Raw genomic sequence first — 14530 nt, 5'->3', positions numbered from 1 at the left:
TATACATGGTGCGTTACATTTGATTAACGCACCCGACAAGATCTGCGATCGCACTTTTGGATCATGCTGTGTGGATTTCTCGTGCGTTTATGGAGTGGCATTCAAAACAGAGTGGGGACACTTTTATTAACACGCGATCGCACGGCATCCCCCTAGATTTACTGGGGCAGATTTAGCTACAATACTATTACTACAATCCCTCATGTAACATTCTCGCTTGTCAATATGACGTCCTTACCACAGAAGCGCCAACCAAGACGGGGACGAATATTCCCAGAATATACCATCCCGCCAGAAGAATTAGCCAAACGCAGAGCGAAACGCATTGAACTGGGCAAGCGTTGCCGAGTTATTTTTGAACGACTTCGCCCGGAACTGATTGAACAATACTACAATTGTTTCATTGCCATAGAACCCGATAGTGGCGACTATTTAATTGACCCAAAACTAGAAGGAGTGATTCAAAAAGGACAAGAACGTTATGTCAATACTGATGTTAAGCTAACAATCTTTCGACTGAATGAAACCGGAACCTGCGGCACGATATGATTGTAGGCAGGTTTGGTGAAAATGGGGAGTTGTTCTTTGAGATTGAACTGATAGCCGCAAATGGCGAAGGTTTTGCCGTTGAAGCACTTCTAGATACGGGTTTTACCACAGGTTGGCTAGCGCTTAACGCTTGGCTTCCCCCTTTTTAAGGGGGACGGGAGGGGGATCGATAAGGGAAGAGGGGGATATAAAAGGGAAGAGGGGGATCTAAAAGGGAAGAGGGGGATCTAAAAGGGGGACGGAAGGGGGATCAAATAGGGGGACGGAAGGGGGATCTGAAGGGGGACTTTGATCTACTGTACTTTATGGAGAGCGCTTTTGACGTTTATGGAATACAAATATGACAAATGACAAATGACAAATGACCAATAACAATCAAACTTCAACCAAATTCCCCACCACGCGATCGCGCCCTTCTAGCTTAGCTTTATACAGCGCTTGATCTGCCTCAGCAATTAGCCGATCTGGTGTAGTTTTTGGCGGCGGAATCACGCCAGCTACGCCAAAACTCAAGGTGACAAACTTACTCACCAAAGATCCCTCATGTACAATCGCCCGCGACTTCACTTTCAACCGAATCGATTCTGCCACCTGCATGGCACCTCTAAGGGACGTATTCGGTAAAATAAGCACAAATTCCTCACCCCCATATCGAGCTACTAAATCTGCTGGACGCTTCACCGCTTTACGCAAAATATCCGCCACTTGTTTAAGACATTCATCTCCCGCTTGATGTCCATACGTGTCGTTATATGCCTTAAAAAAATCAATATCACACAAAATTAACGACAGAGGCGCTTGCTCCCGCGCCAATCGTTTCCACTCCTGCTGCAACGCCTGATCAAAAGCCCGACGATTGGCAATCTGGGTCAACCCATCCAAATCAACCAACCGCTGCAACTCCTGATTCATTTCCTCTAACTTCGCCTTCAACACCCGTTCTTGCTCAATTTTGCGACGTAACTCCGCCATCACCCAATGGGTATGCAGTAATCGCCGCACCCGTTGCCGCAGCACCGCCCAATGAATCGGTTTCGTGATATAATCCGTAGCGCCAGCCTCAAACGCTCGGTCTACCGATTCCTGATTATTGAGTCCAGTAATCATCAGGATGGGGGGACAGTCCTGACCAAACATTTCCTGTAACTTAGCGCAACAGGTAAATCCATCCATCACCGGCATCATCGCATCTAACAAAACAATATCCGGTAACTGTTCGGTGCAAAGCGCTAGACATTGATGCCCATCCCCCACTTCCAACACCCGATAGCCCTCCTGTTCCATCGCCCGACGTAGCACCAGGCGTAGGGTCTTTTCATCATCCACAATTAAAATCAGGGGTGGGTCATGCTGAAAGTCAGGCTCATTCATTATCGTTTCCTCGGATGCTCTTGTTGCAACGCGGCGACAACTCGCTCATACTCTGCATCAAACTGGGAAATCAGGCTAGAAGCTGGCTCTAGGTTTCCCGTGCAACCCAACGCTTCTAAATCCGCACACAGTTGCGCCAAACCCGTTGCACCAATCGTCAAACTTGATGATTTCAACCCATGGGCAGATTGGTGCAGAGCATTAGCATCATCATGAGCGATCGCACTATGAATCGCTTGTACCCTAGGGGGGGAGTCTTCCAGATAACTGTCAATCACTTCCGCGATTAACCCCTCAAAATCGTCTCCGGCTATTTCTCTTAAATCTTGCAGCACTTGCCGATCTAAAGCGGGGGTTTCACTGGACTCTGAGGGTGTTTCTGGCACAAATACGTCCTCATCTGAACAATCCCTTATCCTATCTCTGCCTTCTTGATCCAGCACTTGAGCATAAGTAGTTAAGGCTTGAACCAGGGCTTCCGGTCGAATCGGTTTACTGATATAGTCATTCATGCCCACTTGCAAACATTGTTCTCGGTCTCCCTGCATGGCATGAGCCGTCATGGCAATAATCCAAGGTTGGCACGCTAATGACCATTCAGTCCGGATGCGGCGAGTTGCCTCCAATCCGTCCATTTCAGGCATCTGCACATCCATGAAAACAACCTGATAGGACTTACGACGCAGGGATTCCAGCGCCTCTTGTCCATTGTTCGCCACATCTGCGCGATATCCTAAGCGCTGCAACATCTGGCGAGCCACCTTTTGATTGACCGCCACATCTTCGACCAGCAAAATGCGTAACGGTAGCCTTTGGGCAAACTCAGCCTCAAGCCGTCCCGATGAGCGATCGCCCGGACGCACCGAAATCCGTCTACGTCCTAAAATTGCTACAAACACATTATAAAGCTGGGATTGCTTAATCGGCTTGGTTAGAAACGCCGCAAAATTGGGCATATCATCGGGTTTATATGGGGTTTGCTGACCCACAGAACTGAGCATGACCAAGGGGATTTGTTCACCGTTCGGTAACGCCTGGATTTGTAACGCTAAGGTCAAACCATCCATTTGTGGCATTTGCCAATCCAAAACCGCCAGATCAAAGGGTTCTGAGTCGGCTAACCAATTCAACGCTTGCTCTCCTGATTCCGCCGTTTTCACCTCCATTCCCCACGACTGCGCCTGTAGGGTGATAATCTGCCGATTCGTCGCATTATCATCCACTACCAGTAACCGTTTTCCCCGTAACTCCGGTTGGGGTGCATCCAACTCCGCCGTGACCGAATTAGGGTCTGATTTCACTACAATCGTGAAATAAAACGTCGAACCTTTCCCTACCTCACTTTCCGCCCACAAGCGCCCGCCCATCCGTTCACTCAAACGCTTACTAATCGCTAAACCCAGTCCCGTTCCGCCATAATTGCGGGTCATAGACGCATCCACCTGAGAGAACGGTTTAAACAAACGATTCATGCGATCGCGCGGAATCCCAATTCCTGTATCTCTGACCGTAAATTGCAGTTCGTAATGTTGTGGGTTGTCAATCCCACTTGGATCGGCTTTAATCTCCTGTCTAGGGGCTTCCCCAAGGGCGGGTTTAGTCAACTTATCGGTTTGTGGCAAAATGTTATCGGTCAAACCCGCCCCTACACCGGATACTCCCCCAGACACCGCTCGACTCATCACCGATACCACCACTTCCCCCTGTTGAGTAAACTTCACCGCATTACTCAGCAAATTCACCAGAATCTGTCGCAGGCGGGTAATATCACCCACCACATTGGTCGGTGTTTGGGGTTGACCCTGAGCGAAGCCGAAGGGTTCAATTAAATAAGCGAGTTCCAATCCCTTAGCCGCCGTTTGAGAGGCAACTAAATCTAAAGCTTCCTCAATACAAACATGCACATCAAAAGAGTGTTCCTCTAAATCCAATTTGCCGGATTCGATTTTCGAGAAATCCAGAATATCGTTAATAATCGTCAGCAACGCTTCACCACTGCTACTAATCGTATTGGCAAAGTCTTGCTGTTGGGGCGTCAATTCCGTATCCAACAACAATCCAGCCATACCAATCACCGCATTCATCGGCGTGCGGATTTCATGGCTCATCATTGCCAGAAACTCACTTTTTGCCCGATTAGCGACTTCGGCTTCCCGTTTAGCTTTATGCAGGGCGAGGTTTTTGAGCGTTAATTCTTCCCGCCGTTGCTGTTCCCGTTCTAAGAGTTGAGCTTGAGCTAAAGCAATGCCAACTTGCGCCGCTACCGCTTCTAGCAGTTCAATCTCATCCGCCGTCCATTCCCGGAAGCGATCGCATTGATGCAAACAAATAATACCATTGGTCTGATCCTGATACGAAGTACGCACCGAAAGCATGGATTTGAGATCCATCTGACTACACAGCGGATTCGCCCCCTCTAATCGCGGATCAGTATAAACATTCTCGGAACTCACCGCTTGATCTTGCGCCAGCACCGCTTGGGCGTGAGGATTACCCACAACGGGAATGGTTTGCTCTCGGGTTGACTCATAACCCGGTTCTAGATACTCCGCCACCAACGGAATTTGCGGACAAGGCTTTGCCAAATAGGTATGAATCAGACAACGATTCACGCCAAATACCTGACCCACCTGCGTCGCCGCCGTCTGAAAAATATGCTTACTGTCTAAGCTTTGGCGAATTTCTTGGGTAATTTGTTTGAGCAGCAGCATCCGTTGCAATTGCCGCTCTAATAAGGTTCTGGCTTGTTGACGTTCGATCTCATGACCCACCCACTGTGCCATGAGTTTGAGCAGTTGAGGGGACGCCGAGGGATTTTTGCGGGTGAGGGTGGTGGGACGTTCCTGAACACTGAAAAAGCACAGCGCCCCATAAATGTTTCCGGCTACCTTGACACTTGTACCCAGATAGGATTTAATTCCAAACGTGAGACAGGCTTGATGATTTGCCCATTCTGTATCTTTCTCCAACTCAAACGCGATCGGTTCCTGGGCGTGGGTGGTTTCGTGGCAAATTGTCTGTCCTAATTCAAACGTATCTCCCGCCTGCACCTGTCGAGGTGATTTAGGCGGAACTTGAGCCGCAATCACCAGACAGCGCCCTTGTTCAATCCGAGACACAATACCGACATCGTGACCAAAATGACGCCGCCCTAAGGCTAAGAGTCCTTGTAGGCGTTGCTCAAACGTGAGTTTGGGTGCAGCAGCCACTCGATATAAAGCCCGAATCGCGGCTTCGTCTTGGCGCTGTTGTTGTTCAATCTGTTTGCGCTCGGTAATATTACGGATAATCCCAATAATCTGATTGTCCAAAAATGGCACGAGTCGGGCTTCATAGTTTTGCTCCCCTGTCTCTAAGGATAAGGAATAGTCCAGACTAACTGGGGATTGGCTCTGAATCACCTGCGCGATCGCCCCCTGAATTTTATCACTCACATCAGCAGGGAGAACATTCTGTACCGGCTGTCCCAGAAACTGTTCTGGCTCGACGTATAATTCACCCAAATTGGGGGCTTTATAGTCGAGAATGCTTCCATCTTGGCTCAAGCGAAAATACAAATCAGGAAGGGCGTTAAAAATCGCTTGCAGTTCAGAGTTTTTCTGATATAAGGCTTCCTCGGCTTGCTTGCGTTGAGTTACGTCATGAGCAACACAATAAATTAATCCTTCTTCAACTAAGGCTTTAGCATTCCACAACAGCCAGCGATAGGAACCGTCGGAACAGCGATAGCGATTTTCAAAGGCGATGGAATCTTTCCCCGTTGTCAGTCGTTCAGCTTCCGCCAGAGTCGCGGCGCGATCATCGGGATGAACCAATTCTAGATAAGGTTGGGCTAATAATTCAGCTTCACTCCACCCCAAGGTTTTTTCCCAGGCGGGATTCAGACGCCTAAAATAGCCATCAAACCCCGCAATACAAAGCATATCAACGGACAGGTCAAAGATGCGATCGCGCTCTTGTTCGGCTTGGCGACGTTCACTAATATCCGTTTGAATGCCAATATAGTGGGTAAGTTTACCGTTGCGATCGCGGATGGGGGAAATGGACAGTTCATTCCAGAAGCGTGTCCCGTCTTTGCGATAGTTTTGCAGGATGACGTGACAGTCTTGTTCGTTTTTTAGCGCCGCTTTTAGTTGATCTAAACCCGGTTGTTGATGATTATCCCCTTGTAAGAAGCGACAGTTTTTTCCCACAACCTCTTGAGCTGAATAACCGGTAATTCGCTCAAAGCCGGGATTGACGAAAATAATCGGATTATCGGGTACATTTGGATCAGTAATCAGGATACCATTACTACTGGCTGCGATCGCCCGTTCCAACAGTTGTAAGCGCACCTCAGTCTGCTTGGATTCGGTAATGTCGCGGGTAACTTTAGCAAACCCCCGCAGGTATCCTGTTTCATCGCGCAGCGCCGTAATAATTGTGGTCCCCCAAAACTGGGAACCATCCCGCCGCACGCGCCACCCTTCATCCTCAAATCTACCCATTTGGGCGGCAATTTTTAAGGATTGTTCAGGTTTACCGTTTTCTTGATCGTCCTTGAGGAAAAAACACTGATAAGATTGACCAATGATCTCTGATGCTGAATATCCTTTTAAGCGTTGAGCGCCTGCATTCCAGCTAACAATCTTACCCTCAGTATCGAGCAGGTAAATCCCATAGTCTTTGATCCCGTCAATCAGCAGGTTTAAGCGTTCATCACTGGCTTGCAGAGCGAGTTCGGTTTGCTGGCGATCGCTAATATCGCCAATCAGCCAGAGAATTCCCACAACCAAGCCGACTAAACCTATAGCCAGTAACCCCATGACAGCGAAGACACCGCCATACATTAGCACTGGACGAATTGGGCTGGAATCCAAAAGCCAGCCAGCTAAATTACACCAATGAATCAACTCATCAATTAACAGTCGATTGAAAAAGGGAAACATACAAACTCTACCGAGCGGAGAAACTTGGGCTTATTTCAGTCAGCGATAACGATAAAGAGACTGAACATCAGGATTCAGGGTAGTACAGGCGGACGTCAGGAAAACCGACTATTCAAATCAGTGAACCGAGTCATGGCAAAATGCTTATGACGTTTGACGTCCAAGATCCTGCGGTACTAGGGTAATGCAGTGACAGTTTTCCTCCCCATATCCCAGAATCAAAGTTACGATTTTTTCTGACTTTAGAAACATCTCTGTTGCCAAAGCGGGTCGGTTATATCTGCCATGCATAGAGTTGAACACTTAACTAGCTTATCTACCCACAACTAAACTGCAAAGCTCTGCGTAGCTTTTCCTGATTTGTCGATCTAAACGGCAAAAAAAATTCAAAAAAATTTACGTATTGATTAGGAAGTTAATAAATCCTAGCATCAGCATTAAATGGCAAAAAAGTCAAATATTTTGTAGTTTTCCTAGAGGAATTCACAACTCAATGAAGCAACAAAAATCGAGAGTGGCAAGCCGTCTCTTGATTGTGCCTAATCTGACTGAAAGCGATTAGTATTGATCTAGACATTCAGCTATTTTGCCGCTACCCACTTCCGAATTCGTTTATTAATGATTTCTCCAGGTTAATGGCAAGGTGAGAAAAAATACAACAGCTTAATTTCTATAATAAACGATCAAGCACGCTATTGAAATACTCAGTGGCGCTATCTGAGCTAAATCAAGACAATTGTCAGTATGCTAACTTAGCTAGGGACTCGCCAAAGCGCGTATCCTCAACCCTGAGAATCTCGACGACAGTGAAAGCCCATGCAAATCTATACCAGGCAATTGCGGGTGCGGCATTATGAAATTGATGTCCTCGGACATGTCAACAATGGTGTTTACCAGAATTATCTCGAACAAGCCGCCGTGGAACACGCCCAACTCCTGGGTTATTCTTTGGCACAATGCCGAAACTTAGGAGGTGTGTTTGTCATGCGTCGGATTGAAATCGACTACCTGCGTCCAGCAATGGCAGACGATACCCTCGAAATCACCACTTGGCTACAGCAGATGAAAGGAACCCGGGCGATTAGACGCTATGAAATTCATCGATTGGGTGAAGTGCAACCCTTAGTCATTGCTGAAGCAATCTGGGTGTGGGTGGATGGGGTTACGATGCGCCCACGGGGAATTCCTAAACAGATTCTGGCGACTTTCGAGTCAATCCAACCCTCTGATGAGCTGTCATGCACTTAATTTTGTATTAATTAAGATTAAGCTTAAGAGTTAAACCAGACTGAAATTGTACATTTACGATACGTTACATATCAATCCCAGGGGGTATCAGGCGCTCAATCATGAGTTAAAAAAAATGCTCTTGGCTGGATTAATAGACATTCATAAATAATAAGTAATAATTCAATGGGTAGGATGGGTTTAGCTATTCAAGCGGTTAGGACACATCATTTATGTTCCAGACGCGCCATGGCGCGTCTGGAACAATGGTGCCGAACGTCCTAATCGATGTGTCTATTGCTATATCTATCCATGGGCAGAAGCTAAGGTTATCATTAGCAGCTATAATTAGCATTTCAAGCTAATTTCGGTTTGACACTTCAAAGGAGATTGCAATGTTACAATTTTTAATCAATTTTCATCGGCGGATTGGCAAAATGCTTTGGGCTTTAAGTTTAATTACCTTAATCAATCTAGGGGGTTTATTACTCCTGAGCAATCAAGCCGCATTAGCTGACTCTGATACACCTTTGACGACTCCACCAAAAACAGAAAAGACCGAATTAGGATTGTCACAGCAAGAGAAAGAAAAAGCCTACGAAGAAGCCAAAGAAGCACTGTCGGAAGATCCGCAAAAAGGGGTGCAAAAACTTTACGAAGAGGAAAAGAAGAAGTATGAAGAATCTCAGCCCGATAAGAACGTGTTAGAAAAAGCGAAAGACATGATTGAAGGGCTAACAAACAACGATTAAACGCAACTGAAATTCCCCCAGCCAAAAAGTTCTCCGGGCGACTATTCACCAGTGTTTAGTCGTCCTGTTTGTAGTTTGTAGTTTGTAGTTTGTAGTTTGTAGTTTGTAGTAAGGGCTTTAGCCTATCAGCGCTTCAACGTAGGAACTAACAGTTGTATAATTTGAATGTGCAAGGTTAGAGTTTGTAGTAAGGGCTTTAGCCTATCAGCGCTTCAACGTAGGAACTAACAGTTGTATAATTTGAATGTGCAAGGTTAGAGTTTGTAGTAAGGGCTTTAGCCTATCAGCGCTTCAACGTAGGAACTAACCTCAAAGTTATACCGGCGCTAAAGCGCAACTACAAGCGCAACTACAAGCGCAACTACAAGCGCAACTACAAGCGCAAGGACAAACTCATGTACAACTATCGCTACCTTACTCCCTTACAAAAAGCTGAAATCCTTGAATACCGGAAACTTCAAGGCTTTCCTCCTCATTCTCCGCCCCATCCTTTTCAAAATAAAACTTTCTACCTGCTAACGGCGGCTTGCTACGAACACAAACCCCGTATCAATAGTATCTCTCGTCGTCAGGAACTTTTAGACCAATTATTTAAGAATTTCCTAGACGCAGGTATTGAAATCCTCGCCTGGGTCATTTTAACTAATCATTATCATGTATTAGTCAATACCGTTGAGTTTAAGCAGGTGAGTGGTATTTTTCGTCTGATTCATGGTAGACTGGCTCGTCAGTGGAATCTCGAAGATAAGTTAAGGGGAAAAGTTTGGTATTCTTACTGCGATCGCGCGATTCGTTCGCAACGTCATTATTATGCTACTTTAAACTATATCCACTACAATCCGGTGAAACATAATTATGTTGAATCTGCCTATGATTGGGACACAAGTAGTGTTCACTGGTATTTGCAGGAAAGGGGGCGAGAGTGGTTGAGACAGTGTTGGGTTGGATTTCCTGTTCAAGATTACGGGAAAGAGTGGGATAAGTTTAGTTTGTAGTTTGTAGTTTGTAGTAAGGGCTTTAGCCTACTCATCGCTTCAACGTAGGAACTAACAGTTGTATGATTTAACTGTGCAAGGTTAGAGTTTGTAGTAAGGGCTTTAGCCTATCACTACTTCAATGTAGGATCTAACCTCAACGTTATATCGGCGCTAAAGCGCAACTACAAGCGCAACTACAAGCGAAATGTAAACTTTATGTTAAAAAAGTAACGAAAACTACACGTTATTGGCAATTTAATCAAATCCCGTGAAATAATCGTAGTAAGGACAAATCGCACCGACTTTAATCTTTTCTAGATCAAGGAGAGATTAAGCCGTTGTTTTGTTCATCGATAAGCGCGATCACGCCTATATATAAGTTTTGCTTAACTTTAACCCAAAATTACTCAACTGGCGCTGGAGTCTGGACATTAGAGACTTGAATCGCCAAGCAAGCTGTGCTGGTGATTGAGTTTCCTGGTTCAATCCCAATCCCAGGGGGCGATTTGTCTTGCGATCAAATTCTCTCTAATTTTAGTTCAATCCCTGATGAGGAACAATGGAATGTCTGATTCATTATTAGCGGATGCTGGCACCCGATTGCAAGCGGCGATGAAACATGTCTCGATTTCCGAAGATGCGATCGCCCGCTTAAAGCATCCTAAAATGAGCCTGAGTGTGTCCATCCCGGTTCGCATGGATGATGGCTCATTAACCATGCTACAAGGATATCGAGTTCGATATGATGACACCAGGGGACCCGGAAAAGGCGGTGTACGCTATCATCCCAACGTTACTCTGGATGAAGTTCAATCCCTCGCCTTTTGGATGACATTTAAATGTGCGGTATTAAATTTACCCTTTGGTGGTGCGAAGGGGGGAGTTACGGTTAATCCCAAAGCCTTATCCAAACTGGAACTCGAACGCCTCAGTCGCGGCTACATTGACGCGATCGCCGATTTTATTGGACCGGATGTGGATATTCTCGCCCCTGATGTTTACACCAATGCCATGATTATGGGGTGGATGATGGATCAATATAGTATCATCCGGCGTCAAATTAGTCCCGCTGTCGTCACGGGTAAACCCATCACCATGGGGGGAAGTGTGGGGCGCGATGGCGCAACCGCGACGGGGGCTTACTTTGTGATTGAATCCATGGCACCTAAACTGGATCTAATTCCCCAATATACGACAATCGCGATTCAGGGATTTGGTAACGCCGGGGCGATTTTGGCAGAACTCCTGGCTAAAGCTGGGTATAAAGTTGTTGCTATCAGTGATTCTCAAGGCGGAATTTATGCCAAAAAAGGCTTGGATATTCCCAGTATTCGCCAGTATAAAATGTCAAGTCAAAGTCTGCAAGCGGTTTACTGTCAAGATACGGTTTGTAATATTGTTGAACATGAAAAGTTAACCAATGCCGAACTCTTAGCTTTAGATGTAGACATTCTGATTCCGGCGGCGTTGGAGAATCAAATTACCCACGAGAATGTTAACAATGTCCGCGCCCGCTATATTTTTGAAGTCGCCAATGGTCCGATTACTTCAGAGGCGGATAAGGTTTTAGACAGCAAAGGAATTCTCGTATTTCCCGATATTTTGGTTAATGCGGGTGGGGTGACAGTGAGTTATTTTGAATGGGTGCAAAACCGCAGTGGACTCTATTGGAAAATGGCAAAAGTGAATGAAAATCTGAAACAGAAAATGGTGGAAGAAAGCCAACATATCTGGTCAATTTATAAAGAGTTAGCTGTTTCCCTGCGAACGGCTGCTTATGTTCATGCGTTGAATCGCTTAGGGGAAGCCCTTAATGCTAAAGGAACCCGAGACTACTATGTCAATGGTCGCATTCCGGCGTTAAATTTATCCCCCAACTGAAGTACGGGAGATTTCACGTTCATGGTTCATGGTTCATGGTTCATGGTTCATTGTTCATGGTTCATGGTTCATTGTTCATGGTTCATGGTTCATGGCAATGAAATGATCAACGATAAACCATTAACCAAGTGGCGGGCGGCTATCCCTTCCACCCTTGAAAGAGGTGGGCTTCCCGCCGCTTTTGTCCGGCTTGTCTGGTTTCAGTCCCCTTGCGGGGATTAGATTAGCGGAAAGAAAAAATCAAGGAGGCAATTGGAGGAAGCCTTAACCAGTTTCAGTCCCCTTGCGGGGATTAGATTAGCGGAAAGATTTCCTCTACTTTTTTAGAATTCTTGTGGATCTACGTTTCAGTCCCCTTGCGGGGATTAGATTAGCGGAAAGCCCTGCCCCGGTGACGCGGCTCTAGGTCTTGTTGCGTTTCAGTCCCCTTGCGGGGATTAGATTAGCGGAAAGTTGAGCCGGTTGTTGCTCAACGACTTGCCGGTGCTAACGTTTCAGTCCCCTTGCGGGGATTAGATTAGCGGAAAGTCCGCCACCTGAAACCTAGTCTAGCTGGTAAATCTGAGAGCGATTTTGGCAAGTCTCATTTTCGCCCTCATTTCAGCCCCGCTTATTGCCAGCTATTCTCAATAGCGAGACTACTGAAAACATTAAAACTCTTTATTTGTCAAGGTTCTGGCGATTCTGGCAAGACCCCCCGGGATTTCGCCCGCGCTTCGACTTGCCAGAAATAGCTTATCACATTCTAGACAATAATTGCATCATCATTACGAGGTTGCTCCGAACCGTAGGTAATCGTGCGCTTCACCGCCCCTGAATCCAATACATAGACTCGCACCGAATCCTCATCCGGTTTAATCAACTTCTCAAATGAGATTTGCAATTTAGTAAACTGCATCGCCGTCAAAAAACACTCAAACACCGAATACTGCGTCCATTTGCCGTAACCAGACAGCAACTTGTGCAGCCGGGTGCGCCGTTTATTCCCAGCTTTTGAGTCAGGTACATCATATATTATCAGATAAAACAGGGTATTTTGCATGGTTCGTTCATGGTGCATGGTTCATTGTTCATTGTTCATCGTTCATAGCAATCAACAATCAACAATGAACAATCAACAATCAACAATTAACAATCAACTCATCGCAACAGCAGCGGCTTATAAGGCACACCCTCTTGCAAATGACGACTCAACAACCGCGCTTGTAACTCAATCGCCCGCCGATAGGTACAGCGATAGTCAAACGTCGGATGCTTAAACTCATCATTCATCTTACGTTCAAACGCTTGTAAAAACGTTTTGCGTCCCTTCTCCGACAAACGGTAAGCCCCCAAACTTTCCGTAAAATCATCCGGCTGGAGTTCGCGATGATTCAACACCGATAACACCATATTATCCGCCACCAAAGGGCGAAACTCTTCCATCAAATCCAGTACCATTGAAGGCTGTCCGTGATGCACTTCATGCAAATAGCCGATGTAGGGGTCTAATCCCGCCAGATGGACTGCTGCTGTCACCTGCACCCGCAATAATCCATAGGCAAAACTCAACAGAGAATTAACCGGGTCAGTGGGGGGACGGCGATTGCGTCGGGGAAATGACCAGGGTTCTTTTAACAGTGCATCCCAACAGGCAAAATAATCCTTCGCCGCCAATCCTTCCACACCCCGCACCTGGTCAAGCGTGGTTTGGGTTTTGACCAGTTTTTTGTGCGATTTCAGGGAATTATCCTTAATTTTATGTCGATACAATACCGCGTATTGGTTCTGAATTTTCGCCGTAACGATCGCTTTCACCAACGCCAACCGCTTTTCGGTATCATGATACAGGGCATACTGCGCCAATCGTAGCGAACCATTGCGAGAGTATCCGGGTAATGCACTACCCAAATACTTGCCAAATCCCGACAGGTAATGAACCGGCATTCCTAACTCCAGCGCATAGACCAAAGCATCACCCGTCACTTGGGGATTTCCCATCAAAACCACCTGTTCCACCGTTTGTGCGGGAACTGACCGTTTTTGCCAAGTCCCATCCTCCTGCTTCAGGGCGACAGTAAAGGCTTCATAGGATTTACTTAGAATTGCTTCGGGTTGAATCACATAAAGTACAGACATCTTACAACTCCTCCTGTAATAAGTGGTGAACTTCAAACGGTAGGCAAATGCGGATTAAACTGCACGATTGACATTTTTTAGCATGTTTGATGGGGGAAGGCATTTTCCCTTGGGCGGTGAGTTTAGCCGCAGTAATCGCTTTTTCTGTGGCTGTACGCAATTGGGGAGAAAATAGAACCCGTTGTCGGCGTCGATTCCCGTGGTAAAAGATTTCTCCATAGGAAATAGTGCATCCCAGGCGTTCTTCTAAACACAACGCCGCTGCACAGAGTTGAAAATGGTCATTGAGATGCTGTGCCATTTTGCCTTTTTTATATTCCACAGGGATTAATTCCCCATCTTTGGCTTCCACGGCGTCAATAATGCCACTGACCATTAATCGGTCACTCCACACCCACTGTTGTTGATAAATGATGGTACCTTCTGCTTGAATAATTTCCTCCTGATTAATATTGCGGTGTAGATGGCGTCCTAAGAGAATATGTTCGTTGTCTTCCATTTCGCCTAATTGGTATTCAAAATAGAAGCGGCGGGGACAATATTCCCAGGCGTTGAGATAGGCAAGGGGTAAATAGGTTTCTGTGTTCATGGTTCATGGTTCATTGTTCATGGTTCATGGTTCATTGTTCATGGTTCGTGGTTCATAGTTCATGGTTCATTGTTCATGGTTCATGGTTCATGGTTCGTGGTTCATGGTTCATGGTTCATAGTTCATGGTTCATGGTTC

General features: G+C 46.2%; 10 protein-coding genes, 1 pseudogene and 1 CRISPR repeat array. Of the genes and pseudogenes, 6 read left to right on the top strand and 5 right to left on the bottom strand.

The window, feature by feature from the left end; all coding sequences use genetic code 11:
* Positions 1-225 precede the first annotated feature (225 nt).
* Positions 226-549 (top strand): hypothetical protein, encoded by a 324-nt coding sequence (locus ACLFWI_RS14600; protein ID WP_446413520.1) that lies wholly within the window; start codon positions 226-228, stop codon positions 547-549.
* A pseudogene (locus tag ACLFWI_RS14595) lies at positions 546-677 on the top strand (aspartyl protease); the annotation flags it as partial. The gene ACLFWI_RS14600 and the pseudogene ACLFWI_RS14595, both read left to right, overlap by 4 nt.
* A 247-nt stretch (positions 678-924) precedes the next feature.
* On the opposite strand, the gene ACLFWI_RS14590 reads toward ACLFWI_RS14595, so the two are convergent.
* The gene (locus ACLFWI_RS14590; RefSeq protein WP_446413519.1) at positions 925-1920 is read right to left on the bottom strand and encodes a diguanylate cyclase domain-containing protein; all 996 of its coding nucleotides are present in this window, start codon (positions 1918-1920) and stop codon (positions 925-927) included.
* On the bottom strand, positions 1920-6848 hold the full coding sequence (locus tag ACLFWI_RS14585) for a PAS domain S-box protein (RefSeq protein ID WP_446413518.1): 4929 nt from the start codon (positions 6846-6848) through the stop codon (positions 1920-1922). The genes ACLFWI_RS14590 and ACLFWI_RS14585 overlap by 1 nt, the downstream gene beginning before the upstream one ends.
* Positions 6849-7664: 816 nt before the next feature.
* Here ACLFWI_RS14585 and ACLFWI_RS14580 point away from each other — a divergent pair.
* From ACLFWI_RS14580 to ACLFWI_RS14565, 4 genes are all read left to right on the top strand, one after another.
* Positions 7665-8096: an acyl-CoA thioesterase gene (locus tag ACLFWI_RS14580; RefSeq protein WP_446413517.1), complete on the top strand. Its 432-nt coding sequence runs from the start codon at positions 7665-7667 to the stop codon at positions 8094-8096.
* A gap of 374 nt (positions 8097-8470) precedes the next feature.
* Positions 8471-8827: a hypothetical protein gene (locus ACLFWI_RS14575; protein WP_446413516.1), complete on the top strand. Its 357-nt coding sequence runs from the start codon at positions 8471-8473 to the stop codon at positions 8825-8827.
* A 395-nt stretch (positions 8828-9222) separates the two neighbouring features.
* Positions 9223-9822: an REP-associated tyrosine transposase gene (locus ACLFWI_RS14570; RefSeq protein ID WP_446413515.1), complete on the top strand. Its 600-nt coding sequence runs from the start codon at positions 9223-9225 to the stop codon at positions 9820-9822.
* A 546-nt stretch (positions 9823-10368) separates the two neighbouring features.
* Positions 10369-11685, top strand: coding sequence for a Glu/Leu/Phe/Val family dehydrogenase (locus ACLFWI_RS14565; RefSeq protein WP_446413514.1), 1317 nt, complete (start codon positions 10369-10371; stop codon positions 11683-11685).
* 197 nt (positions 11686-11882) lie between these two features.
* A CRISPR array of direct repeats spans positions 11883-12213; the repeat unit is 37 nt; unit sequence GTTTCAGTCCCCTTGCGGGGATTAGATTAGCGGAAAG.
* A gap of 217 nt (positions 12214-12430) precedes the next feature.
* On the opposite strand, the gene cas2 is transcribed toward ACLFWI_RS14565, so the two are convergent.
* From cas2 to cas4, 3 genes are all read right to left on the bottom strand, one after another.
* A complete protein-coding gene (gene cas2 / locus ACLFWI_RS14560; RefSeq protein ID WP_446413513.1) occupies positions 12431-12745 on the bottom strand; it encodes a CRISPR-associated endonuclease Cas2 in 315 nt (104 codons plus the stop codon).
* Between the two features lie 80 nt (positions 12746-12825).
* Complete coding sequence (gene cas1d, locus ACLFWI_RS14555) at positions 12826-13803, bottom strand: type I-D CRISPR-associated endonuclease Cas1d (RefSeq protein WP_446413512.1); 978 nt, start codon at positions 13801-13803, stop codon at positions 12826-12828.
* 1 nt (position 13804) lies between these two features.
* Positions 13805-14392 carry a CRISPR-associated protein Cas4 gene (gene cas4 / locus ACLFWI_RS14550; protein WP_446413511.1) on the bottom strand — a complete coding sequence of 196 codons (588 nt, stop codon included), beginning with the start codon at positions 14390-14392 and terminating at the stop codon, positions 13805-13807.
* Positions 14393-14530 lie beyond the last annotated feature (138 nt).

The sequence above is a fragment of the Coleofasciculus sp. genome (genome assembly GCF_046539235.1).
In the GTDB taxonomy this organism is placed as follows: Bacteria; Cyanobacteriota; Cyanobacteriia; order Cyanobacteriales; family Coleofasciculaceae; genus Coleofasciculus.
Note: the sequence above shows the minus strand (reverse complement) of the source record. Positions and strands in the feature narration are given on the sequence as shown.

Coding starts and splice junctions, on each gene's coding strand:
- ACLFWI_RS14600 (WP_446413520.1), top strand. CDS start 226: ATGACGTCCTTACCACAGAAGCGCCAACCAAGACGGGGACGAATATTC.
- ACLFWI_RS14575 (WP_446413516.1), top strand. CDS start 8,471: ATGTTACAATTTTTAATCAATTTTCATCGGCGGATTGGCAAAATGCTT.
- cas1d (WP_446413512.1), bottom strand. CDS start 13,803: ATGTCTGTACTTTATGTGATTCAACCCGAAGCAATTCTAAGTAAATCC.
- cas4 (WP_446413511.1), bottom strand. CDS start 14,392: ATGAACACAGAAACCTATTTACCCCTTGCCTATCTCAACGCCTGGGAA.
- ACLFWI_RS14580 (WP_446413517.1), top strand. CDS start 7,665: ATGCAAATCTATACCAGGCAATTGCGGGTGCGGCATTATGAAATTGAT.
- cas2 (WP_446413513.1), bottom strand. CDS start 12,745: ATGCACCATGAACGAACCATGCAAAATACCCTGTTTTATCTGATAATA.
- ACLFWI_RS14570 (WP_446413515.1), top strand. CDS start 9,223: ATGTACAACTATCGCTACCTTACTCCCTTACAAAAAGCTGAAATCCTT.
- ACLFWI_RS14585 (WP_446413518.1), bottom strand. CDS start 6,848: ATGTTTCCCTTTTTCAATCGACTGTTAATTGATGAGTTGATTCATTGG.
- ACLFWI_RS14565 (WP_446413514.1), top strand. CDS start 10,369: ATGTCTGATTCATTATTAGCGGATGCTGGCACCCGATTGCAAGCGGCG.
- ACLFWI_RS14590 (WP_446413519.1), bottom strand. CDS start 1,920: ATGAATGAGCCTGACTTTCAGCATGACCCACCCCTGATTTTAATTGTG.